The following is a 21,934-nucleotide window of genomic DNA, read 5'->3' as shown; positions in this document are numbered from 1 at the left end:
AAGATCCGTCGCTATTTTTTAGAGGAAAAAGTGGGTCCCTATCCTTGCGAACCACCGGGTCCCTATCATGCGTACAGGTGGGGCCCTATCATGCGAACTCCAGGCTCCCTGTCATGCGCGCTGACACAAAAACAATATGAAATGCAAAAGACACTGCCATTTGCATACGAGCCGCAAATAAATCGGTCATAAGGCCTCACCACACACGCCCTTACTTAAGGGCTGCAAATTGACTTCGTTTCTAACTCTGAGAGTGGTACTAGAACGGAATTAAAAATTTGTATAGTTGGCTGCGGCAAAATCCAAATTAATAATTTTCCAGAATTGTGAGAGATATTTATCTCGGCCATTTCGATAATCGAGGAATATCCTGTAAATCACCTGGAGGCTTGTGCCTCAATTCGTCAGTAGACGGATTTGTGTATTTTCATTACACACCCAATTCAATATTTCGTTTGAGCGCAGGAGTATTTATCATCCAATTTGTTAAAACAATGCCCTTACTTTCCCTCCAACAAATTTCGTTTTCCTATTCCTCTCATCTTCTTTTTGAAGATTTATCTTTTAGTCTGGCTCAAAACGATTTCCTGGGAATTTTAGGCACCAATGGTTGTGGCAAGAGCACTCTCTTGAAATTGATGGCAGGGATTCTGAAACCTTCTCAAGGTGAGGTTTGTTTTCAAAATAAAAAACTTTCGCAATATTCGGCTCAGGAAAAAGCGCGATCTATTGCTATGCTTTCACAAGAAGTCCAATCGGATTTCCCTTTTCGAGTATTAGAAGTCGTGTTGATGGGGCGATTTCCGTATATAGGTCGCTTCTCTTGGGAAAATAAAAAGGATATGGAGATTGCACGTTATTCGTTGAGCTTGGTGGATGCCTTGCACCTGGAGAAGCGCATCTTAACAGAGCTTTCGGGGGGGGAAAAGCAACGGGTATTTTTGGCTCAGGCTTTGGCGCAAGCCTGGGGTCAGAAAAACCAAGTCTTGTTGTTGGATGAGCCTCTTACGCATTTAGATCTCAAGCATCAAATAGAACTTTGCGAATTACTTAAGAAGCTGCATCAAGAAAAAGACTATACCTTGGTTGTGGTTTTGCACGATTTACATTTTGCTTCCAAATTGTGTAGTCGTCTGCTGATGCTCAAGGGAGGGAAAGTAAAGGTGGATGCTGTCCCTTCAGAAGCATTGAATGAAAAAAATATTAGAGAGGTATTTGATCTGAAGGCAGATCTAATGCCAAATATTTATGGGCAAGTTTTCTAAATTTCTGTTCCTCTCTTTGCTTATTCACGCTGGTATTGCGGTGTTCTTTTATTTTTGGCCCGCTTCTCTTTTTTTAACTCCCTCTCTCCATTCTCTTTCTACTTCTTCACTGCAGCTTTTTCAGATGGGGGAAGAAAGTGCTTCTTTCAGTTCAGAGGCAAAAGAGAAAGTTCAGGCGATTTCTGTTTTGAAAAAAAGACCTCTTTCCTCCAAAAACTTGGTTCAAAATCCTTCGCCTGTTCAATCGGGTGAGATAGGAAACCCCTCTTCTGGCTCAAACGGAGGAGAAGGCCCTGGCACTTCTAGCACTTCCATCCCGGGGAAATCCTCCGGCGGAGGATCAAATCTTCTGGCCCTGATCCGTCAAAAGATCGAAGGCGCGAAACGGTATCCCGAGGCAGCCAGATTGCGCGCTCAGGAAGGTCTGGTTTCCCTGCGCTTTAAATTGGGATTAAAAGGAGATGTAGAATCTTTGAATTTGGTAAAAAGCAGTGGCTTTAAAATCTTGGACGAGGAGGCCTTGGCGACAGTGAGACGTGCGGCGCCCTTTCCTTTTTATGAAGAGGTTGTGGAGACGAGTTTGAGATTTACTCTACCTTCCGAAATCTCAGCACAAAATCCATAATCTCTGCAAACACCTCTTTAGCTTCATAATCTTGCATCATGTCATGCCCCGATTTTTGAAACCATTTAATGTCCCGCCATTCTGATCCTACTTTTTCGTAAATGATGCTAGCTGCTATAGGGGAAATGACAGAGTCTTTTTTAGAGTGAATCACCAAGAGGGGCACCTTGAATTTCGAGAGATTTTTTTCAATGTGCTTGGCGAAATCATAGAGTGAACAAAAGGCATCCGTCGGGAACCAGGAATAATTTTGGTTTTGCTTTGCACACTCGGGGTCATTAAACGACTTTGGCCCTGGCCAATAAGGGACAATTTTTGCGATTATCTTAGTGAGGGGGGCCAGGGGATCTGCAAATTTTAAAGCCGCTGCTACAGTCACCACTCCTGCAATTTTATCCGGATGTTTTAGACCTAGTTTTAAGGCGACCAAACCGCCCATCGAAAGTCCTACTACAATCACTTTTTCTACTTTTTCCGAAAGCTCAAACAGCGCTTTTTCGGCATCTGCTACCCATTCATTCCAGGTAACTCCAGCCAAATCTTTGTATTGAGATCCATGACCTCGCAACAAAGGCATGGCATAAGGGAGTTTTGATTTTTCCAAATAGGACTTGATTCCATCCACCGCTTTTAAACTGGAGGTAAAACCATGGAGCACCAGCACTCCGATTTTTGAATATTGAGGAAGCTCCTTCAAAGGCAGTTTCAGGGGGATATAATTTTGTACGGGATCTATTAATTTTGAAATGAATTCCATTATTTTTTTGGTTTCGCTCATGAGTTTTTCTTTAGACCAATGGATAGACCAAAGGGCAAGGTCCTGGTTTTTTCCTTTGGTTATCCCAGCGCTGGTTAAGGAATGCAGTTTTCCAATTTTTACTTTCACACTTTCTCTTTTGGGAAGGGCTGAAATGTCACGGTGTGGATAGGCTTCCGGTGGAAAGGCCTTTCCGGAACCACTAATTCCAATCGGTAAAATGGGGGCCCCGGAGAGCAGGGCCAATCGAACAAAACCCGTGTGACCAGGCAGCAGCCCCGTATCTCTTTCTACCTCCATACGGGAAATTTTATCTCCGGGAATTTGACCTTCCGGAAACAAGCAGACCCATTCCCCTCGAGCCAGTCTTTCGGCGGCCTCCTCGAAGGCACGATCATCTTCCTGGCTTTCGATATAGATGGAACCCGAAAGTTCTATCAATTGATGCAAAAAAGGCCATTTTTGATACTCATCTGGGATTAAAAAACATATTTTTTCAGGGATGGCGGCGGCAATCAGGGGAATATCCAACCAACTTTGATGATTGGCGACCAAAATAAGCGGGCCTTGAGGAGGTAAGCTTTCCTTTCCTTCGGTTTTAAGCTTAAAATAACGCGAAATATGCTGACTTAAAAAAAACTGAAAGACGGAAAAGGATTTAAGGGTAAAATTTCTACCCAAGTAGGTCTTTTTTATCGTTTTTAGGCTAAAACCCAGGCTCCAATCCAGAGGTTTTAGAAGTTGTTCGAGAAAGTTTTCGTTTTTTGTATTCATATTTAGGGCTTCATGTAGAAAGAATTTCCGAGCCCTGACAAGAAAAAACCCTTTTTTTTAAAAAAAACATCGTTTTTTAAAAAAAATCTTTTCCTTAATGACAAAAAGCCGCTATTCTCCCCCCTCAGTCATGAAAATGAGTTTCCCTAAACATATCGAAGCCTTCTTAAAAGCCTATATCAAGCGTACTTTTTTAGCGGATACACGCCTGAAAAATTTTTCGGACAAAGATTTTGGTCCTAAAGACCTCAAGTTTTTTGGTGAAGGCGCCCAGGAGCTTTCTGAGCTTTTCACCAGCGAACGTTCTGATTTGCCTAACAATTACCTCAACGAAAAAAAATATAGGGCAGGATATCTACTTTATTTTTTGCCACTTAATTTCTGTAAGGCCCAGTCAGTACTTCTTCAATTACCCGAGGCACTTTTCAAAAAACCAAAATTAAAAATCCTCGATTTGGGTTGTGGTCCGGGGACTTTCACCCTGGCTCTTCTCGACTTACTTGCCCAGATTGCCCCCAAAGATAAAAAAGAAATCGATGTTTTATCCCTCGATCTTAATTATCATGTCACCAAAGATGCGCATGCACTGCATGAATTGTTAAAAGAGCATTTAAAAGCCAAAGAAATTCCCTTTAAAGTAAATTTTCTGGCTAAAACTTTTGATTTGCGACGCGGTAAGCCCGACACCTTGCTTAAAAATGATCAATACGATCTCATCCTCTCGGCCAATTTTCTTAATGAGTGGGATCATTCTGATGCCGATACCAAATCCAAATTCTTAGAAAAAATTTACATGCGCCATCTGTCGCCCGAAGGCTTTATGATGCTGTTGGATCCTGCATTGCAGTGGACCTCCCGTGAGCTCATGGAACTTCGAGATGAAATCCTGGCCCGAAAAAAACTTTATCTTTATGCCCCATGCCTGCATCAAAAAGAATGTCCTATGCTGAGAGCGGGAGATAGAGATTGGTGCCATTTTTATATTGAGTGGCAAGAGCCCGAGTTTATGAAGCAGCTCAGTAAAATGCTTAAGACCAAGAACGATTTTTTAAAGACCTCCTATATGATTTTTTCCAAGGCGGAAAAAAGTGTTTTGGATAAGGTTTTGGGAAAAGCAAAAGCGGCGGATGTCTACCGGGTCATTAGTAATTTAATGGGCTCGAAAGGCAAGGCCGAGGTGGTGTTGTGTGGGCCTGCAGGGCGTTGGCATGTGATGCGTCAAGATAAAAATGCCAGTCCAAAAAACAAGGCTTTTTCGGAAATGCACCGTGGAGATTTAGCGGTGATTCCTCAGTTGAAAGAAAGGGATTTTACTGTTAACGGGGAAGTGAAGTTAGAGAAGGATGATGTGTTAACAAAGTTGTAGAAGGAGCCTCCCATGAAAACCAAACCCTTACTCCTTTTATCCTTAATCTTCATTTGTTCTACCAGCTGGGCCTTGGATCCTGTGGCCCCTAAGTCCGAAAGGGCCTTTGGTCGCATTCGAGTCAAAACGCCCCTCCCTTCCGACACCTGCGAAATTAAAGGAAAGGCGAGCCAAACCGAGGGAAAATTCATTCCCATCCCCTGTGCCGACATGACCAAAGTGTTGATAGGAGATTATGAACTGAGGGTGAAACTTCAAAATACAGAGTGGAGCAAAGAGGTAAGCATTCTTCCTACCGAATTTACCGAGGTGAATGTGGTGGGTTTTGGAAATATCAAGGTAAGTTCCCCTAATCCCAACCTGGATTCAGTAGAAGTTTTAAGCCTCGATGGAAGAAAAGTTCGCGAGTTTTTTACCAAAGATACCATTACGCTTCCCACGGGCACTTATAATTTGAAGATCAAAACGAACAAGCAGGAAGTCCCCCTCAACGATGTGGTGATTTTTAGTAATACGACCAGGGAAGTTTCGGTGAGTTTTTAGCTTTAGCAAGGAGAGGAGATATTATGATGTTTCACGTGCAGGTGGAAATAGCGGAAGATGGTTGGATAGTGGCAGAATGTCCTGCCTTACCGGGCTGCGTGTCTCAGGGTAAAGATGAAAAAGAAGCCCTTGAAAATATAAAAGAGGCCATTATTGCGTGGTTGTGGGCAGAAGATCAAAAGGCTACTAAAGATTATCCCAAACGAAATACCCAACAAGAAATAGTAGTGGCAGTGTAGATATGGCACGATTAGCAAACATATCCGGAAAAGAAGCTGTGAAGGTTTTTTCGAAGCTCGGTTGGGAAGTATCAGGCCAAGTAGGAAGTCATTTAGTAATGATAAAAGAGGGGGTAAGGGCGAATTTATCTATTCCTCAGCACAAAGAACTTTCAATTGGAACATTACGTGCGCTTATCCGAAATGCCGGTTTGTCGGTAGAGGAATTTTTAGAACAACTGTAACAGAATTAATTAAAAAAATTAGAGCAAACCTGTTTTTCAGCTTCCTTAAACTTGTCCAATCTTCTGATCCACCCACTTCCTGAAATGTTTGGGGAGTTTACTTCTAAATAGCAATTTCTTTCCACTCGCAGGATGTCGGAAGCCCAGTTCTGAGGCGTGCAGGCCGATGGCCTTGGTGCTCGAGGGGTTTTTATTTTTTCCGTAGAGTGGATCTCCCACCACGGGAAAACCCAAGTAACTAAGATGGGCGCGAATTTGATGGGTGCGGCCGGTTTTTAAATCCACTTCCAGTAAAGTATGTTTGGGATAGCGATGAATGACCCGATAATCGGTGATGGCCTTTTGAGCGAGCGGTCCTGTACTCACCTGCATCTTGGCCCCCTTGGCTTGAGGTGTTTTCAAGAGCGGGGCATCGATGCGGCCTTGCGATTTTGAAACACGGCCTTCCACCAAGGCTTGATAGCGCCGATGAATATTATGGGTCTTGAATTCGGTGAGTAGGGCGTTGGCTCGTTTGCTTTTTCCGTACACCATCAGGCCGGAAGTGTGTTGATCCAAGCGATGGATAGGAAGCACAAAGGGATGAGACAATTCAGGATGGGTGCGCTTCAAATACTCATAAACAATTTGGGGAAGCGCAGGTTTCAGTGAGCGGGGATGGGCTTCACTCAGCAGGCCGGCGTCTTTTTCGACCACCAACAAATCCTCATCTTCATGTACCACCTTCAAATAATAATTTTTTGCTTCATCGTGATTTAGCGTTTCTTTTTCATCCTGAAGAAGATCCACCTTGTCTCCTGCTTCAAGTTCCCAGGAGGCGATGATCACTTTTTTGCCATTCACCTTCAGTAAACCGGCATCGATCTTACTTTTTGCTTGTTTACGCGAGATGCCCAGTGCATCTTTCAAGAACAGATCGAGTTTTGTATCTTTTTTAACTTTGAGAGTTTGCATATGAAAATCGGATTTATTGGTGACCCCCTCATTCACTTTGACCCCGATAAAGAAACCACGCTGTTTCTGATGCTCGAGGCCCAAAAAAGGGGGCATAGCATTATTTTTTTCACCCTAGCGGATTTATACTATGAAGGCGATCAACTTTTTGCCGAGACTTCGATACTTAAAATCCTGGGAATCGGAAAGCGACCTTTTTACAAGGTCCTCCAAAGCCAGAAAATGGCCTTGGAAAATCTGGATGTTTTGTTTTTGCGTAAAGATCCACCGGTAGATATGAGCTATATTGATCATCTGCATCTGCTCCAGGCCCTAAGTGGAAAAGTGCTGCTGGTAAACGATCCTCTGGGGATTCTGGAGGCCTCCGAAAAAATATTTCCGCTCAATTTTAAAGATCTTATTCCCCAAAGTTGTGTGACCCGAAGCCCAAAGAAGATACAGGAATTTGCCTCCCGATTTTCTCAAGGTGTGGTGCTCAAACCGCTCAATAGCTCGGGAGGACGCGGCGTATTTTATTGTCCCAAGGGAGATTCTAATCTGGCCGTGGCCTTTGAACAGCTCTCTCATGAAGGGCAGCTCTATGTCATTGTTCAGGAATATCTTCCTGAAGTTAAAAAAGGAGATAAGCGGGTGATGCTTCTGGATGGAGAAATTTTAGGCTATTTTGCCCGCATCCCCGCAAAAAGCGGACATCGCGCCAATTTGCACAGCGGAGGTTCTCTCAAACCATGCAGCTTGAGTAAGCGCGAAAAAGACATGGCCCTCTCTCTGGGAATGGTTTTGAAGGAAAAAGGATTATACTTTGTGGGGCTCGATTTGATTGGAGAAAGACTCACCGAAATTAATGTGACTTCACCCATGGGATTGAGGGAGATTAATTTGACTCAAGCGATGAAGTCCAAAAAATCGGAAGTCCGGGTCTTGGATTGGGTGGAGAGTCAGGTATGTTCAAATTAACCAAAATTCTTTTTCTTTTCTTTCTTCTTTTCTTTCCTTCTTTTGTCTGGGCCCAATCTCAGCCCGCCTTATCCAGTTCTGAACAAAAGGCCATTGTGGGTCGAGACCTTGTCTTTCATCGTCAATATAATGAAGCCTTGAATTATTTTAAGAAGATTCAGCAAGAAGAACCTGCCTCGGTGCTCGGTACCTTTGGACAGATGGCGATCTGGCAAGTCCGCATGTTTGAAAATTACGACAATCGATTTGAAAAAGAATACGAGCTTATCTCCTCCGAAAATAAAAAAATTGTAGATGCAGTCTTAAATCAAAAAGATCCGGAGGCCTGGGAATTGTTTTTGGCTGCTGCTTCTTCAGGGCTTCGGGGTTTTTATCTGATGCGTAGCGATGCCTATTTTCGCGCCCTGGTGGAGGCCGCTCGTGCTCGTAAGGCCATGAACCGGGCGATTCAGAAAGATCCTGGTTTTTATGACCCCTATCTGGGGCTGGGAATGTACGATTATTGGAGATCGGTCTTTACCAATCGACTTACTTTTCTGCCTTTTTTTAAGGACAAGCGCCAAGAAGGTCTGGAGCAAGTGAAGCTGGCCCTCTCCAAAGGGCGCGTGGTGGGTGCCTTGGCCGAGGTGTCTTTGGCCTTTTGTCTTCACGAGTCTCGCGATACGCAAGAGGCTATTCCGCTGTTGGAAAGTATTTTAAAAAAATATCCGGAATCCATTATCGTACGGAATTTATTGGGCGATCTCTATATTGCCAAAGGAGAATATGCGAAGGCCCATCTTATTTACGATCAACTTTTAAAGGAACATGCCGATATCACAGTGGCGCAGTTTTTTAAGGCCATGGCTTATTTTAAGGAAGGCAAACTGGTGGAGGCCAGAACCTGGTATGAGAAGTTTTTGGCGACAGCCCCCGTGTCGGCCTGGAAGGCCTATGCCCTTACCGATTTGGGGCGTATCGATCTAAAGGAGGGTAAAGAAGAGGCAGCGTTTAATCATTTCAAAGAGGCGTATCACAGTTACCCAGACTATAATCTGCCTTTAAAGGAATTGAATAAATTGAGGGAGAGGAAGAAGTAATGACGAAGAAAATATTGTGTTTTTCAATTTGCCAATGCCTGGAACTTGTGAAAAGGTTTAATGACACATTATGTCATAATAATCCGTGAGCGAAGCTGGAATGGGGAATAAGGGGAAAATATGGGTATTACCATCATTCAAAAGAGCGATCTTACCAAGAAAAAACTCAATGCTAAAACCGCCCTGGTTTTGGCGGGAGGAGCTGTATCCGGCGGTGCTTTCAAGGCTGGGGGACTGAAGGCCCTCAACGATTATCTGGTAAATAAAAAGGTCACCGATTTTGACATGTATGTAGGTATTTCAGCCGGCGCCTTTCTGGCGGTTCCCTTGGCTGGAGGCATTTCACCAGAAGAAGTGCTCAAAAGCCTCGATGGCGCCAGTGAGCGGTTTGAACAGCTTTCTCCCTTGCACATCTATAGTCCCAATTGGAAAGAATGTATCGAGCGCCCCCTCAAATATCTCTACGATACTTTTACCTATTTTCCAGGAGTGCTCGTCGATTTTATCTCCAACTTTCCTCAGGTATCGGGAAAAATGAAAGATGGAATCCTCAAATTTTTGGCGGACCCCAATTATTCGAATTACGAACAAATGCTGCGCCCCTTAGTGCGAGGGGTTTATTCCACCCGCGATTTCCCTTCCATCTTGTCGGCAATGCCCAGTGGCGCTTTTGATAATAAAGCCTTCGAAAAATATCTGCGGGCCCAAGTGAAGCGCAATCGCATGACCAATAATTTTAAGGTGCTCAAGCGTATGCGCGGAAAAGAGCTTTATATTTGCGCCATGGAACTGGATACCTCTGAACGGGTGGTCTTTGGTTGGGATGAACGCAATGATATCACGATATCTGAATCGGTGATGGCTTCTACCGCCATGCCCGGTTTCTACAAGCCTGCGCGTGTCAAAGGCGTGGATTATCTGGACGGCGGCGTTCGGCAAACGGCAAGTATCGATGTGGCCTATAACAAGGGTGCCGAGTTGATTATTTGTTACAATCCCTTCCGACCTTTTAGAAATATCGTCAATTTGGAGTACATCCGCGAAAGCAATCGCTATCTTACCAAAGACAAGCGCATTACAAATAGTGGCGTCTTTGGCATATTCAACCAGGTGTTTCGTACCTTGTATCATTCGCGTCTCATGTATGGGCTCAACACCTTCCGGGAAGATAAAAATTTCAATGGAGACATTATCCTCATCGAACCCAAGGAAGATGACTTTACCTTCTTTGACATGAATCCCTTTGCGTTTTGGACCCGTGCCAGGGCCGCCAAACATGGTTTTGAATCGGTCCGGGAATCCATTGACGAGCATTACGAGCAAATTTCTGCCATCTTGAATTCTTATGGAATCGAAACCACCCGGGAGCTGGTGAATAATGATGAAGACAATATGAGAAGCGCCGCCAACGATGACGATGCCATCATGAATGTGCTGGAGGGGCGTTCTCCCAAGCAGAAATTGCGAGTCATCGCAGGGGGCAATCGTCGCAGGTAGTATGGTAGTACGTTTGTCGATTACTCATTCGACAAATTTGTCGATTATCCATTCGACAAATTCATGAAAGTCTTTTATTCTCGTTAGATGATTGAAGAATTTCGCCGCCACAATTTGTTTGTTGAAGGGTTTGGCCTCTTTCAAAAACAAGATCCCCATCTCTCCTATTTATCAGAACTTCGCTATGTCTCGCCTCTCGATTGGTGGAAGGCCATCGATTGGAAATCTCCAGGCATACTGATTCTCACCGGAGGGAGGCAGATTGGAAAAACCACCTCGACCAAGCTTTTGATTGAGGCAGTTTTAAAGGCAAAAAGATTTTCTGCAGACTCCATTTTCTTTTTACCCGCGGACCAGATTTTAGACCACTTTCAGCTCACGCGTATCCTGCGTTTTTTTCTTGAAGGCTTGCCCAACGATTCATCCCCCTTTTTGCTGCTGATCGATGAAATCACTTTTGTGAAAGATTGGGATAGAAGCATCAAGGCCTTGGCCGATGAGGGATGGTTTCGTCGTGGTTTTTGTCTTTTAACGGGGTCCGACAGCGTCATTCTAAAAGAAGCGGCCTCGCGTTTTCCGGGCAGGAGAGGCAGGGCAGACCAGGTGGATTTCCATCTCCATCCACTTTCATTTCGAGAGTATGTAAATTTGATGGACCCTTCTCTGCTAAAAAATCCTGAGAAAAATATAGAAAAACTTTTCACCTGTTTTGGCTCTTACCTCCAATGCGGAGGCTATCTCCGAGCCATCAACGATTTGCATGGCAGCAAAAAAATAAGTCTTTCTACCTATGCCACTTTTGAGCAATGGGTGCGGGGCGATTTTTTAAAGAGAGGAAAATCGGAAGAAAATCTTCTCAAAGTTTTGCAGGCCCTGATCGAAGTGGGGGTTTCGCAATCCAGCTATTCCAATTTGGCGACCCATTCGGGTTTGAGTAAAGATTCTCTCATCGATTATGTCGAACTTTTGCAGCGTATGGATATCGTGTTTACGCTAGAGGCCTACGATTCGAGCAAAAAAATTGCGTTTCCTAAAAAAGCCAAAAAATTTCATTTTGCCGATCCCTTCATTCAAAATACCTTAGAAAAATGGCTAGTTCGAGAGCGAAGAATTCAAAAAGAAAGTGACGAATCTCTGAGGGTTGAATCCTGCGTGGCCTCCCAATATCAATCGAAAATCCCCTCTTATTATCTGAAGGCCGAAGGTGAAATTGATTTGGTGATGGTTTTGGGAAAACACTTTCTTCCCCTCGAAGTCAAATGGGCCAATCAAATTCGGGCCAACGATCTCAAGCAATTAAAAAAATATCCCAGCTCCATTTTGCTCAGCAAATCCTTTGAAAAAGCGACCTACGAAGGCATTCGTGTGTTTCCTCTTCCCTTATTTTTGCTGGAATATTTTGAAGAAGGAAAGTTAAGAGAATTGATTTGATAGTCTTGCGGCTCCCTCCCCTTAAGCTAAGGGGAGGTGAGGAGGGGTTATGAAAGATTTTGCAAATTAGAGAAGCCCTGAATTTTGCAAGGTTTTCCATAACTCCCCCAACCCCCTCTTAGCTTAAGAGGGGGATTTATTTCAAAGAAATCGCGTAAGGTGAGTTAGTGATTTAGCTCGCTGATCCAACAATGGCCTACCTTTAACGCAATACAGCAATAATGCAGTCTGCTCATTTTCCCTCTAGATTTTTTTCATCAATTTGAATTAGTGCATGCATAAACATTCCTCAGTTTTAAAAAGGGAATTTATGCCAGAGCTTATTTGTCGCACTCTACCCAGATCTTACTCTCCTCCAGTTAATGTTTATGCGGATTCCGTGTCGTCGCAGACTCCTGCATCAATGCCCTCAAGGTCTTCTTTATCTAGAGTCCCCAGTCCGCCGCCTCCGTCGCCTCCATTACCCTTACGTGTAAGTAATTTTCGACCTCCTGTCGCCCGAACTGCTTCTTCCCCATCCGATTTTACAAATATGACGGGTTTGGATGTTGCCACACTGGCTACAGTAATCACTGCGGCAGCCTTGGCTGTTGTCCTCTTGAAAGTCCCACTTATAAATTTTAGCTCAACCACTGTGGCGGCTTTTGGCGTTGCCGCGCTTTCTTCCGCTTTTGGAGCAGGTTGCGCTGGTGATACTGAAGCAGTCCCTGCAACACCTACAACAGAAGAACCTCCACCGGCAATAAATCACCCCCCCACCTTAAATAGTATTCCGACTCAACAAGTGCGAGTGGGTCATGATCTTAGTTTCAATGTCACAGGAAGCGATATTGATGGGGATAGTTTTAATATTACGGCGAGTAGTCTATTAGCGTCGGGCGAGACGGGTCCTCTACCGCCTAACGCAACTTTTGAGAGAGGCCTATTTAATTGGCGTCCAAATAGTTCGCAAACAGGTTCTTTTAAAGTGCGGTTTATTGCAAGGGATGCCTTTGATAATAGTTCCAATTCAATAGATGTAACTATTAATGTGCTACACTCCGCCGCTAATAGTGCCCCTGTGATTAGCTCCCCAGCCTCTGGTATGGATATTACAATTACCCAAGGTGAGCATTATTCTCTTCCAGTGAATGCTTCTGATCCCGATGGGGATGCCATCAACGTTTTTGTAGACTTACCTCCAGATCCAGATGCGGAATTTAATTCCAACACAAGGGTATTTTCGTGGACACCGAGTAGGCTTGGCGAATTTAGAGCAAGGTTTTATGCTATGGATGACTATGGAGCAACCTCTGCGTATGTGACTGTTTTTTTCCATGTCATCGCGCCCTCGCCTTAGGGTTGTTATTTTTACCGATTTGCCACGCTGCGTCAGCAACCTTTCTAGACTTTAGCCGATAATATAGATAGAGTTCCGCTTGCACATTCATGTCTGAGCTTTGGGAGGTTCGCTTGAAACTAAAAAAAATAATTCTAACCCTCAGTTGTTTGTCTTTGTCTGCCTTACTCTCCTGTTCTTCCTCCAATAATAATACTCCGCCTCCGGATGCTTCTGTAGGGGGAGATACGATTCAGGGGGTGGTAGGGCCATCGCTTACCACAAATATAACGGATCCCTCTACTTATCGCGGGGCGGGAGTGATTCAAGATCCCCGATTTTTAATTGGGGGTCCGCTGGCCCAAGGGCGAGTGGGGGATGTGCTGCTTCAAAACGATAAAATCCGCGTCATTATTCAAAAACCGCGTCGTAATGCGGGGGTTCCTTTGTATGGTGGTAATATTATTGATGGCGATATTACGCGAGCGGCAGGCGAAAAAGGTCATGATCAATGGGGTATTTTATTTCCTCAGATCAATGTTTCCTGGACTCCCTTCTATCAAAAATTGGAAGTTATTAATGGAGACCTCAGCCAGGGCCCGGCTATTGTGCGTGCGACGGGGGTGCTGGACGTTTACGATTACATTCAAACTTCTATCATTGTGCCCTTTGCTAAGGTCGTAAAAGGGGCGACTTTGTTTTTCCCTGCCCAATATAATGATATTTTGAATCCTTTCCAAAATTTGCCTGAGCTACGTGGTATCAATCAAACTATAGTAACCGATTATATTCTGCGCCCCGATAAAAATTACGTCATGATTCAGACGCATATCCAGAATAATGGATCGACTGATGTGAAAATGCCTTTTGGGGATTGGGTGAATAGTTCTGGAACTTTGGAAACCTTTATTCCGAAAATAGGATATACGGGGCAGGGAATTTATCCTAGTCCAACGGTAGGTGCTGCAGATAATCCTGCTTTGGTTTATCCGGGTATGGAAACCAATGTAGGGGTTTCTTATGCCTATTCTTACGATCCCGATCTAATCAAAAAAACAGATGGCAGTTATTTTCAAAGTCAGGTCCTTACCGTCTCTGGTGTTTCGGTGGTAGCGTTAGGAGAAACCATTGCTACCACTGGTATCATTCCCTTCAATGATCCTACTGCTAAGCCCAAAATTAACTTCGCGGTCAAGCCAGGTGAAAATGTTTTCACTCGCTATTTCTCAATAGGAAATGGAGACGTGGGTTCGGCCTTGGGTGGCAGTATGGACGCCCTTGCCATCGATACCCAGCAAGTCTCCGGAAATGTAAAAGATGCCAGCGGGCAAAATGTGGCTGCGGCTCGCGTGACCGTGTTTGATACGACATCCAAAAAACCCGTCAGCGTTTTTTATAGCGATGCCCAGGGAAATTTCAGCGGCAATCTCAGCGGGGGTGCGGATCCCAAGGCGCAACTGTTTGGCAGCGGGCATTACCGTTTTGAAGTCTATAAAGAAGGATATCTCTACAATGCAGCGGCCTGGACTGAGGCAGATTCCCCCAGTCTGAAAGATAAAAAGAAGGCGGGTGTTTGTCCTCCCGCTACTGATACCACGCATATCCAATGCAATCTGGGTGAATCCGGTCTGGTGCAGGTGACGGCGCAAGATCCCGATGGGCATATTATTCCGGCTCGTATTGGAATTGTCGGTTTTGATCCCAGCCCTTATCACAAACTTCCAAATGCGGCGGATCCTAGTAATGACGACGATTCGAGCATAATTTCCGACATTGAATTTCAGGCCCAGCAATATGGCTACATTGATTCACTCTTTTTAGATCCTCAAGGGAAGATCAGCAATGTCGGCCATGCGCGCTTTGTGCATGACAACGTGTTTCGCCTGGAACCCGGCACTTACGATATCTATCTGATGCGTGGCCCGGAGTATTCTCAATATGTCCAACGTATTACGGTGACCAATGGCGGCACCAACAATGTCAGCGGTACTTTGCGAAAAGTGGTGGATACCACGGGCTATGTGGGTGCCGATTTTCATATCCACGGCATCAATTCACCCGATTCCCCCTTCGGCCAGCAGGCCCGCGTCAATTTTGCCTTGGCGGAAGGTCTGGATTTAATGGTTTCGGCCGATCATGACGCGATCACCGATTACAGTGTGGCGATTCATGAAATGGGTCTGCAAGATTATGTAGCTTCCATCCCCGGAATGGAAATTACCCCCATGGCCTTTGGGCATTTTATCGCGTTCCCCTTGTTGTTCAATGCCGATGATCCCACCGGCGGGGCCTTTGATTATACCAAAAAAGAGGGTTACAGCCCCGGTCCCTCCCATCATGAACTACTTTCTCCCGAAGAATTACTCACCCAGATAGACGCGCAAAACCCGGGGGAGCAGGTGTTGCAGGTGAATCACATTATGGATAACACCCTGGGCAATTTCTCGCTTTCCCGTTTGGTGACCACCACTTATTTTGAGGGCGTTCCTCCCTTGTCCACTTTTTCGGATCCTGTAGATTTCAGGCTTTCCCCCAATAACAACAGTGCCGGAAATTTCCACGCCCCCTTTCCTTATGGCACCAATAAACTCTTTACCGATAAATTTACTTCTCTGGAAATCTGCATTGGAGAGTCTGCCGTGGTGCCTCTGCCTCACGTGATGGAGACCTCTTTGCCCACCTGGTTTAACTTTTTAAACCTGGGAAAGATTGCGACAGCCACCTGCTCTTCCGATACACATCGACAGATTCGTGAGCCGATTGGGATTTTGAGAAATTACGTGCAATCCTCTGTGGATCCTCGCGATGGCCAAGGCACTTTTTCGGCGATTGATCCTCAAGAAATTGCGCACAATGTGAATCACCAAAAAGTGATTGTGTCTGCAGGGCCTTTCATGAAGGTATCTGCCAGCTCCGACACCCAGACCGCCGGTCTGGGCGACACGCTGACCTTTACAGGGGCAGGTCCCAAGACCGTTAATTTGCAGATTCAGGTTTCAAGCCCGGATTGGATGGATTGGGACACGGTGGAGGTTTATGTGAACACCGATCCCATCCCCGCAAAAGATGATCTGTCAGGCCCTTGGGACAAGTCAGCCGAAGATTTTGTCACCGTTACCAAAGATATGTCTAATCCTGCAAAGAATCACCTCAACCCCAAATTTATCTATTCTCCCACCTTGCTGTTCAAACGCGGTGGAGGGGCAGGAATTGGAGCGATAGACCAGCAGATAGCCGATGGCAAACGCTCTGCGCAGATCAATACTCCTCTTACCTTAAATGAAGATAGCTGGATTGTGGTGATGGTGAAGGGTTCCAGCGCAGCGAAGACGATCTTCCCCTACGCGCCCAAGGCCGTTAATACCCAGACCGCCGCAGTGAGCCCTGCGAATTTTCTGGAGACTTTAAAACACGAACGTGAAAATGAAGGCGTGCCCGATCTCATCGGCGGCTCCAAGGCCTTTGCGTTTTCCAACCCCATTTTTGTGGATGTGGATGGCGATGGATTCAAGGCCAAGTATGTGCGCTCCGGCGTTTCGCCGCTGCGTTGACTTGGCCGTTGACAAAAATATTCATACTTTGCATACTTATCATAGAATATGAATTATCAATCTACCATGACCGAACGAGGTCAAATTACTGTTCCTAAAGAAATTCGAGATCAGCTGGGTTTAAAGGCGGGTGTTTCCCTGACTTTTACAATTTCCAAGCAAGGGATTGTAGTCAAAAAGGCAGCTTCCTCTCCAAAAACGGATTGGTTGTCGAAGTATAGAGGCATTATAAAAAGTGATAAAAGTGTCGATGAAATTATAGAGGAAATGAGGGGTAAGGTGGAATGATTCGTACTGCAATTGATTCGAGTATTTTGTTTGACGTTTTTATCAGGCATTCAGAGAATTTTGATTCCACTGCTTCTTTGATTAGGCAAGCAATAGAAAATGGTTGTTTGGTGGTGAGTGATGTAGTGTATGCAGAAGTTTCGGCTCATTTTGAAAGTCATAGAGAATTTTCTGATGTTTTTGTGGATGCAGAATTTATATTTGAAGCTCTGAGTGAAGAAGCTTGTTTTTTAGCCGGCCAAATCTGGAAGGCTTATCGAAGCAAAGGCGGAAAGCGTGACAAGATGATTCCCGATTTTATGGTTGCTGCCCATGCTTTTAAGCAATGCGATCGTCTCCTCACACGAGACCGTGGCTTTTACAAAACCTACTTCCCAAAACTAAAAATGCTTTAATCCCCTTACCTCTCACGTCTAACGTCTTCCTTCTTCCCTTCCCCTTTTAACACCCCTTAGCATCTTTTTTTATTCCTTAACTTTTATTACATTTAACCTATTGAAAATTAAGCAAGTTTTGCTGATTTTGCTGGATGGGTTTTATTAAAAAAAGTTACAATATCCGATAAAGACTTAGCACCTTTTTTGGTGAACTTGCCGATAAGTGTATGTGTTTTGCGTTTTTGCGCGAAACATGCGGTTAACCTCTAGTTTTTATTGGGAATATTATGACACTCCGATTGCAGCCCATACCCCCCAGCGGCCCTCGAGGCCCGGTAAATCCTGCTCCAGTACCAAATAATGAACATCCAATGACTCCTCCCACAGCTCCAACACCAAGCCCGGCGCCTACTGGCTCGGTTCCGGTTGCGAACAATGGGCAGGCAGCAGGTCAGGTTCAGCAGGCGGGGGCCAGCCTTCAGGCTTTAATTGCCGCCGCACCCGATGCACGGCCAAACCATGCAGCACTACAAAGTGCGATAGAAGCTCGTCAGCATTATCAGGAAACCCTTCAGCAACTTCGGCAGGCAGTGAGTTCTGGAAATGTGGTTGAGGCGCGCCGTTTGGTGACGGAGCTGCGTCAGAAAGAACAAGAATTACGGGCCCATTTTAATGGAGATCTTTCCAGCCAAATCGCAAGCCTGAATTTATTACTCCAGGGCAATCAGGCTCTAATGGACGCTCAGCGGCGTTTTCCTGCGGTGGCTGCCCCGGAAAATTCCTGTCCCATGGATGCTCCGGTCAACACCGGAACACGTGCACAACTGGAGGCCCAAAAAACAGAGATAGAAGCTGCGCGTGAAGAAATTCGGGTTCGTCTGCGAGGGCGCATCCATGCGGCCGTGGATGGCGGGCAAGTTCGCGCCAGCACTATTCAAGACGTGCAGCAGCTGGGGGAACTTGGTCAGGGCAATACGCATTACGATCAGGCCTTGTCCGATCTGGAGTTGCAGAATCAGGTGTATCAAGCGGCGGATGGAAGATCTTTTCCCCGAAATCAGCGCCTCTCTGCCTATGCCAGCCTTTTAACCCATATCTCTCACCTGCAGCATTTGCCCCAATCTCAGTTTGGGGCGGCACTGCGCACGCGTGCAACCACGCTGCAAGAGAGCGTGCAGGGGCAAGTAAGAGGGGAGTTTAACAGTCTGAACGTGCCTCATGTGGATGCTGCCGAAAGAGACGCAAGTCTCGATTTATTACTACATCGCATTAGCTCACCCAATTTTCATGGTGATATCAACGAGAGTCTACAAGTAGACAAGGTCACTCAATTTATTGCAAATCGGCACGCAGCCCTGGCGGCCTTTGAGCAGGCCCAGCAGATTCCTGCAGATACTGCGCATCATGCCGAGCGGGTTTCAGCCCTGCGAAATTGCATCAGTTCTCTGGCCGCCTGTTCGGATGAAGCCAGCAGCACTCAGGCCTTTCTGGCCCTGGAAAATTGCTATGGTGCGAATGGCAGCGAGTTCAGTGCCGAGCATTTGAGAACCTTGATGGGAGTTCGAAACGATTTGAGGCAGGCAATTTTAAGCGGCGGGGGAGTGGAGACCCTAAGCGGACGCGTGGGTGTTCGTGCAGAACATCAGGCGCGCGTCTTGGCGGGGGCCCAGAGTGAGCGGGCTATTCAGGAGGATTCCAGGTGGGTGAATAGACTTATAGAGGCCGAAGGACACCTTAGTTTTGCCCAAAAGGTTGCCTTAGGAATAGCTTCTGGGCCCATTGGAGGGTTAGGGATTTATGTCAGTGAAAGATTGAATGAAAGAGGCGGTATTGGAAGAAGCATTCACTTTGAAGCTGAGCAGGCCCGCATCCATCAACAACAAGCGCATCTTGCCCCTCCGCGCAATGCGGCCGAAGAAGCCGAGCGTTTGATGGCGGTGCAGGCCTATTATCAGGCACTAGAAGTTCCTGTTACATTTGAGAGAGAAGAGTTGCGTCAGGCTTATGAGGCGACTCATCCCGGACGACTTGCAAGCCTTCACAACACCAACGAAAGGCTCTACGTATTAGCGGCTCAACTTCGCCACGAGGCCGCGCAACATCCCGAACATTCCGCCGAACGCCTGCAGGCCCTGGCCTTGCTGGTCTCCATCGATAACCATTTGCAGCAGACGCCTTATCGAGGGGGGGACAGTCGTTATCCCAATGCCACTTTCATGCAGGTGAAGCTGAGTCAGGCGGAAGATCAGGCGCGTTCCGATCACTCCATTCAACATGGCAATAACCGTCAGCAAGGGGAGACTTATGAAAATCAGACCAGTGTGGATGCCCAGGCACAAGCCGTTGCCCATGCCCGTGAAAATTTATTAAATGCTTTCTCTGCCGATCTCACCCAATTACACGAAGAACTAGTGGCCGCCCAGGGCAGTGACAGGGCCTCTGCTCACGAAACCCAGCAGGCCTTTGGGGAATATCTAACGACCGTCAGTGTCCATGCTGGCCTCAACAGCGCAGTGCTACAGGCTCAAACCGCAGTGGCCCATGCCCAGAATGACGGGGACCGAACTAGCGCGAACGAGACTTTGATTCGGGCCCAGGGCAATGTTTATATCCCTGCCGATCAATTGCGTCCCTTGCAGGAGCTGCAGCCTCTGCAAGGCTTGATGGATGCCTCTCTGCAGTCCAGCGTTGAGAGGGTGATTGCGCAGCAAGCGCCAAGAAATCAGGCAGAACTTCGCGGCTTGTCGGGTCGCGTACTAGAAGATTTGCAGCATGGCTTTCAAGTGGCCATTCAGAATCAGGACACGGCTTGGATCTCGGCGCATGTTGAGCAGGTCGGCTCTCCTCCTCAAGCCGCCGTCTTGGATGATAGTGTAGGTGAGGCCTTGGTGGGCCATCGCCTGCTTCATCAGGCAGAGCAGCTCAATCCCCATCACGACCCCAGGCAGGTCACCCAACAGGAACTGGGCCTGCGTATGAGTGCCGCGGAACGCTTTTCAATGTCCGATCTTTACCTGGGCAATCGGGTTTCAGAGGCCTTGGGGCCTATTGAAGCCTATGCGCAAGCGGCTCCTCCTTCTGCTGCTGCTTTGGCCTGGTCGCGTCTGCTCAATCAATCGGCCGCTATTCTGGTGCGTACGCGCACCCGCGAGTCGGCTCAAGCTGAAAATCAGGCCAGTGGTTCACATCCTGTTTCAGGGAATGGGCAACATGCCAATCGTATTTTGGATTTGATCCCGCCGCTTCAGGCAAGGGCCGAAGCGGAGCATTGTCTTTCGGCAAATGACGCACGGGAACTGCGTCAAATTTCTGAGATAGTGCCCGCGATGAAGGCCTGGAATCGTCGTGACCTGGCAGAGGCTGAGCGCCTTTTTGCGGCCTGCAGTAGTGGCAATTCGATGGCGGCAGAGGCCTTGCGAACCGTGCACAGCGAGCGCTGTGAACAGCGTTCGCATCCCCTAAGCAACGTGATTCGCGCCCTGCTGAGAAATGCCTACCAAAATCGCATCCAGAACGCCCATGCCTACAATGGAAACTATTCTGAAGAGGGCGAGGCACAAATCGAGGCCTTTCTTTCACAGATAGAACAGCTCTTTTCCAGCGGGCATTGTGCCACCTATGAAGAGGCACTGAATTTGGCCCGCCACCAGCCGCCCTTTGCGGGGGATGCGGTGATTCAGGATTTTTTCAATTCAAGTGCCGAGGTTTCCACGCGGGTAAGAACTTATCTTCACAACGCCTCCAATATGGATTTGTCCGAGGCAACGGTTCGTCAGATGAGTCTAAATTTGGCGCACGATTTGGGTGAAATCTCGGCCGGTTTCATGATGGATGTGGGGGTTTTGTTAGGTGAAGGTCTTTTGTGTGTGGTGAGTGGATTAGGGGGCGGGTCTGGGGACACGCAAGAAGTTGCGAGGCGCTGGAATCGCCTGGGCGAACGCTGGGAGGGCACCAAGGAGTTTTGGGACCGAGGATGGAACGATTGGTGTACGGTGAATGAAGCGATGTTTGATACCGACAGGTCAGAAGGCTTGGGTGTTTTCTGGGATTGGTTTTCAGAGCAAGGGCGTTTTGAACATGCGGGGCCAGGTGCGCGAGAAGCCGCCGAGCGCTACATGAGTGCGGCCCGCGAGATTGCACAGGGTTACCAAGACGATGCCCAATTCCGCGCTCAGGCCAGACAGTTATTGAATGACGATTTTAATAATGATGAAGGCATATACCAATTTGGCGAAGTGGTGCGTCAGTGTACTTTGGTGGGGGCTCGCAACAGACAGGATGTCTGTTACTCGCTTATTAGCATTGGGGCGGTTTTCTCGGGTTCATTGGCCGTTGGCCTTGCGGGCAGGGCTTTTACGGTTACCGCGCTTCGGGGAGCCCTTATTTCTGGCGCCGTCAATGGCATGTTCCAAACCTGCGCCCAGAGTTTGCAGCAGATGGACACCTGGGGTCGGGATGAAAATCTGACCTATCGTTTGTACGGCTTTGGGGCTCAAATGCTTCAATCGGGAGCCACCGGAGCCTTGTCTGCCGTGTGTTCCATGGGTATTGAGCGGCTGGGATTTCTGGCCCGGGGCACTCGCTGGTTTGGTGCAGCAGGAAAGAATGGAGCCCGCGAGTGGGCGCATCCCCTTTGGCGATGGATTCAAGGCCAAGTATGTGCGCTCCGGCGTTTCGCCGCTGCGTTGA

Annotated in this window: 19 protein-coding genes; 15 read left to right on the top strand and 4 right to left on the bottom strand. The window is 46.8% G+C overall.

Translation table 11 applies throughout. The annotated features are described in order from the left end of the window. Positions 1 to 270: 270 nt before the first annotated feature. Complete coding sequence (locus HQM15_10765; protein ID MBF0493248.1) at positions 271 to 381, bottom strand: hypothetical protein; 111 nt, start codon at positions 379 to 381, stop codon at positions 271 to 273. A gap of 113 nt (positions 382 to 494) precedes the next feature. On the opposite strand from HQM15_10765, the gene HQM15_10760 reads away from it, so the two are divergent. Together HQM15_10760 and HQM15_10755 are read left to right on the top strand one after the other, a co-directional pair. Continuing rightward, positions 495 to 1,265: an ABC transporter ATP-binding protein gene (locus HQM15_10760; GenBank protein ID MBF0493247.1), complete on the top strand. Its 771-nt coding sequence runs from the start codon at positions 495 to 497 to the stop codon at positions 1,263 to 1,265. Continuing rightward, the gene (locus tag HQM15_10755; GenBank protein ID MBF0493246.1) at positions 1,249 to 1,890 is read left to right on the top strand and encodes an energy transducer TonB; all 642 of its coding nucleotides are present in this window, start codon (positions 1,249 to 1,251) and stop codon (positions 1,888 to 1,890) included. Before HQM15_10760 ends, HQM15_10755 begins: the two co-directional genes overlap by 17 nt. Here the strand turns inward: HQM15_10755 and HQM15_10750 are convergent. Further along, complete coding sequence (locus HQM15_10750) at positions 1,853 to 3,421, bottom strand: alpha/beta fold hydrolase (GenBank protein MBF0493245.1); 1,569 nt, start codon at positions 3,419 to 3,421, stop codon at positions 1,853 to 1,855. The two genes, HQM15_10755 and HQM15_10750, sit on opposite strands and share 38 nt — an antisense overlap. 136 nt (positions 3,422 to 3,557) lie before the next feature. Between HQM15_10750 and HQM15_10745 the strand changes: the two genes are divergently transcribed. From HQM15_10745 to HQM15_10730, 4 genes are read left to right on the top strand one after another with little or no spacing between them, the layout of a single operon-like run. Then, a complete protein-coding gene (locus HQM15_10745) occupies positions 3,558 to 4,787 on the top strand; it encodes a methyltransferase domain-containing protein (GenBank protein ID MBF0493244.1) in 1,230 nt (409 codons plus the stop codon). 12 nt (positions 4,788 to 4,799) lie between these two features. Continuing rightward, positions 4,800 to 5,330, top strand: a complete 531-nt coding sequence (locus tag HQM15_10740; protein ID MBF0493243.1) for a T9SS type A sorting domain-containing protein — start codon at positions 4,800 to 4,802, stop codon at positions 5,328 to 5,330. A 23-nt stretch (positions 5,331 to 5,353) separates the two neighbouring features. Next, complete coding sequence (locus tag HQM15_10735) at positions 5,354 to 5,569, top strand: type II toxin-antitoxin system HicB family antitoxin (protein MBF0493242.1); 216 nt, start codon at positions 5,354 to 5,356, stop codon at positions 5,567 to 5,569. A 2-nt stretch (positions 5,570 to 5,571) separates the two neighbouring features. Further along, the gene (locus tag HQM15_10730) at positions 5,572 to 5,793 is read left to right on the top strand and encodes a type II toxin-antitoxin system HicA family toxin (GenBank protein ID MBF0493241.1); all 222 of its coding nucleotides are present in this window, start codon (positions 5,572 to 5,574) and stop codon (positions 5,791 to 5,793) included. A 45-nt stretch (positions 5,794 to 5,838) separates the two neighbouring features. Here HQM15_10730 and HQM15_10725 read toward each other — a convergent pair whose 3' ends face one another. Next, positions 5,839 to 6,747, bottom strand: a complete 909-nt coding sequence (locus HQM15_10725; GenBank protein ID MBF0493240.1) for an RluA family pseudouridine synthase — start codon at positions 6,745 to 6,747, stop codon at positions 5,839 to 5,841. Between HQM15_10725 and gshB the strand changes: the two genes are divergently transcribed. From gshB to HQM15_10705, 4 genes are all read left to right on the top strand, one after another. After that, positions 6,748 to 7,704, top strand: coding sequence for a glutathione synthase (gshB, locus tag HQM15_10720; protein MBF0493239.1), 957 nt, complete (start codon positions 6,748 to 6,750; stop codon positions 7,702 to 7,704). Then, a complete protein-coding gene (locus HQM15_10715) occupies positions 7,692 to 8,783 on the top strand; it encodes a tetratricopeptide repeat protein (GenBank protein MBF0493238.1) in 1,092 nt (363 codons plus the stop codon). The genes gshB and HQM15_10715 overlap by 13 nt, the downstream gene beginning before the upstream one ends. A gap of 120 nt (positions 8,784 to 8,903) precedes the next feature. Further along, the gene (locus tag HQM15_10710; GenBank protein MBF0493237.1) at positions 8,904 to 10,280 is read left to right on the top strand and encodes a patatin-like phospholipase family protein; all 1,377 of its coding nucleotides are present in this window, start codon (positions 8,904 to 8,906) and stop codon (positions 10,278 to 10,280) included. A gap of 87 nt (positions 10,281 to 10,367) precedes the next feature. Then, positions 10,368 to 11,711: an ATP-binding protein gene (locus HQM15_10705; protein ID MBF0493236.1), complete on the top strand. Its 1,344-nt coding sequence runs from the start codon at positions 10,368 to 10,370 to the stop codon at positions 11,709 to 11,711. Between the two features lie 366 nt (positions 11,712 to 12,077). On the opposite strand, the gene HQM15_10700 is transcribed toward HQM15_10705, so the two are convergent. After that, entirely contained in the window at positions 12,078 to 12,284 is a 207-nt protein-coding gene (locus HQM15_10700; protein ID MBF0493235.1) for a hypothetical protein, read from the bottom strand. A 10-nt stretch (positions 12,285 to 12,294) separates the two neighbouring features. On the opposite strand from HQM15_10700, the gene HQM15_10695 reads away from it, so the two are divergent. The 5 genes from HQM15_10695 to HQM15_10675 all read left to right on the top strand — a co-directional run. Continuing rightward, complete coding sequence (locus tag HQM15_10695; GenBank protein ID MBF0493234.1) at positions 12,295 to 13,050, top strand: hypothetical protein; 756 nt, start codon at positions 12,295 to 12,297, stop codon at positions 13,048 to 13,050. A 113-nt stretch (positions 13,051 to 13,163) separates the two neighbouring features. Continuing rightward, positions 13,164 to 16,580 carry a CehA/McbA family metallohydrolase gene (locus HQM15_10690; GenBank protein ID MBF0493233.1) on the top strand — a complete coding sequence of 1,139 codons (3,417 nt, stop codon included), beginning with the start codon at positions 13,164 to 13,166 and terminating at the stop codon, positions 16,578 to 16,580. A 48-nt stretch (positions 16,581 to 16,628) separates the two neighbouring features. Beyond that, a complete protein-coding gene (locus tag HQM15_10685) occupies positions 16,629 to 16,868 on the top strand; it encodes a type II toxin-antitoxin system PrlF family antitoxin (GenBank protein MBF0493232.1) in 240 nt (79 codons plus the stop codon). Continuing rightward, the gene (locus HQM15_10680) at positions 16,865 to 17,263 is read left to right on the top strand and encodes a type II toxin-antitoxin system VapC family toxin (GenBank protein MBF0493231.1); all 399 of its coding nucleotides are present in this window, start codon (positions 16,865 to 16,867) and stop codon (positions 17,261 to 17,263) included. The genes HQM15_10685 and HQM15_10680 overlap by 4 nt, the downstream gene beginning before the upstream one ends. Before the next feature lie 269 nt (positions 17,264 to 17,532). Next, a partial coding sequence (locus tag HQM15_10675; GenBank protein MBF0493230.1) for a hypothetical protein occupies positions 17,533 to 21,934 on the top strand: 4,402 nt, incomplete at its 3' end.

This window comes from Deltaproteobacteria bacterium (genome assembly GCA_015233135.1).
Lineage (GTDB): Bacteria > UBA10199 > UBA10199 > JADFYH01 > JADFYH01 > JADFYH01.
Note: the sequence above shows the minus strand (reverse complement) of the source record. Positions and strands in the feature narration are given on the sequence as shown.

Excerpts from the sequence above, each read along its gene's own strand:
- HQM15_10760 (MBF0493247.1), top strand. The coding sequence starts at position 495 with ATGCCCTTACTTTCCCTCCAACAAATTTCGTTTTCCTATTCCTCTCAT.
- HQM15_10755 (MBF0493246.1), top strand. The coding sequence starts at position 1,249 with ATGGGCAAGTTTTCTAAATTTCTGTTCCTCTCTTTGCTTATTCACGCT.
- HQM15_10750 (MBF0493245.1), bottom strand. The coding sequence starts at position 3,421 with ATGAATACAAAAAACGAAAACTTTCTCGAACAACTTCTAAAACCTCTG.
- HQM15_10745 (MBF0493244.1), top strand. The coding sequence starts at position 3,558 with ATGAGTTTCCCTAAACATATCGAAGCCTTCTTAAAAGCCTATATCAAG.
- HQM15_10740 (MBF0493243.1), top strand. The coding sequence starts at position 4,800 with ATGAAAACCAAACCCTTACTCCTTTTATCCTTAATCTTCATTTGTTCT.
- HQM15_10735 (MBF0493242.1), top strand. The coding sequence starts at position 5,354 with ATGATGTTTCACGTGCAGGTGGAAATAGCGGAAGATGGTTGGATAGTG.
- HQM15_10730 (MBF0493241.1), top strand. The coding sequence starts at position 5,572 with ATGGCACGATTAGCAAACATATCCGGAAAAGAAGCTGTGAAGGTTTTT.
- HQM15_10725 (MBF0493240.1), bottom strand. The coding sequence starts at position 6,747 with ATGCAAACTCTCAAAGTTAAAAAAGATACAAAACTCGATCTGTTCTTG.
- gshB (MBF0493239.1), top strand. The coding sequence starts at position 6,748 with ATGAAAATCGGATTTATTGGTGACCCCCTCATTCACTTTGACCCCGAT.
- HQM15_10715 (MBF0493238.1), top strand. The coding sequence starts at position 7,692 with ATGTTCAAATTAACCAAAATTCTTTTTCTTTTCTTTCTTCTTTTCTTT.
- HQM15_10710 (MBF0493237.1), top strand. The coding sequence starts at position 8,904 with ATGGGTATTACCATCATTCAAAAGAGCGATCTTACCAAGAAAAAACTC.
- HQM15_10705 (MBF0493236.1), top strand. The coding sequence starts at position 10,368 with ATGATTGAAGAATTTCGCCGCCACAATTTGTTTGTTGAAGGGTTTGGC.
- HQM15_10685 (MBF0493232.1), top strand. The coding sequence starts at position 16,629 with ATGAATTATCAATCTACCATGACCGAACGAGGTCAAATTACTGTTCCT.
- HQM15_10680 (MBF0493231.1), top strand. The coding sequence starts at position 16,865 with ATGATTCGTACTGCAATTGATTCGAGTATTTTGTTTGACGTTTTTATC.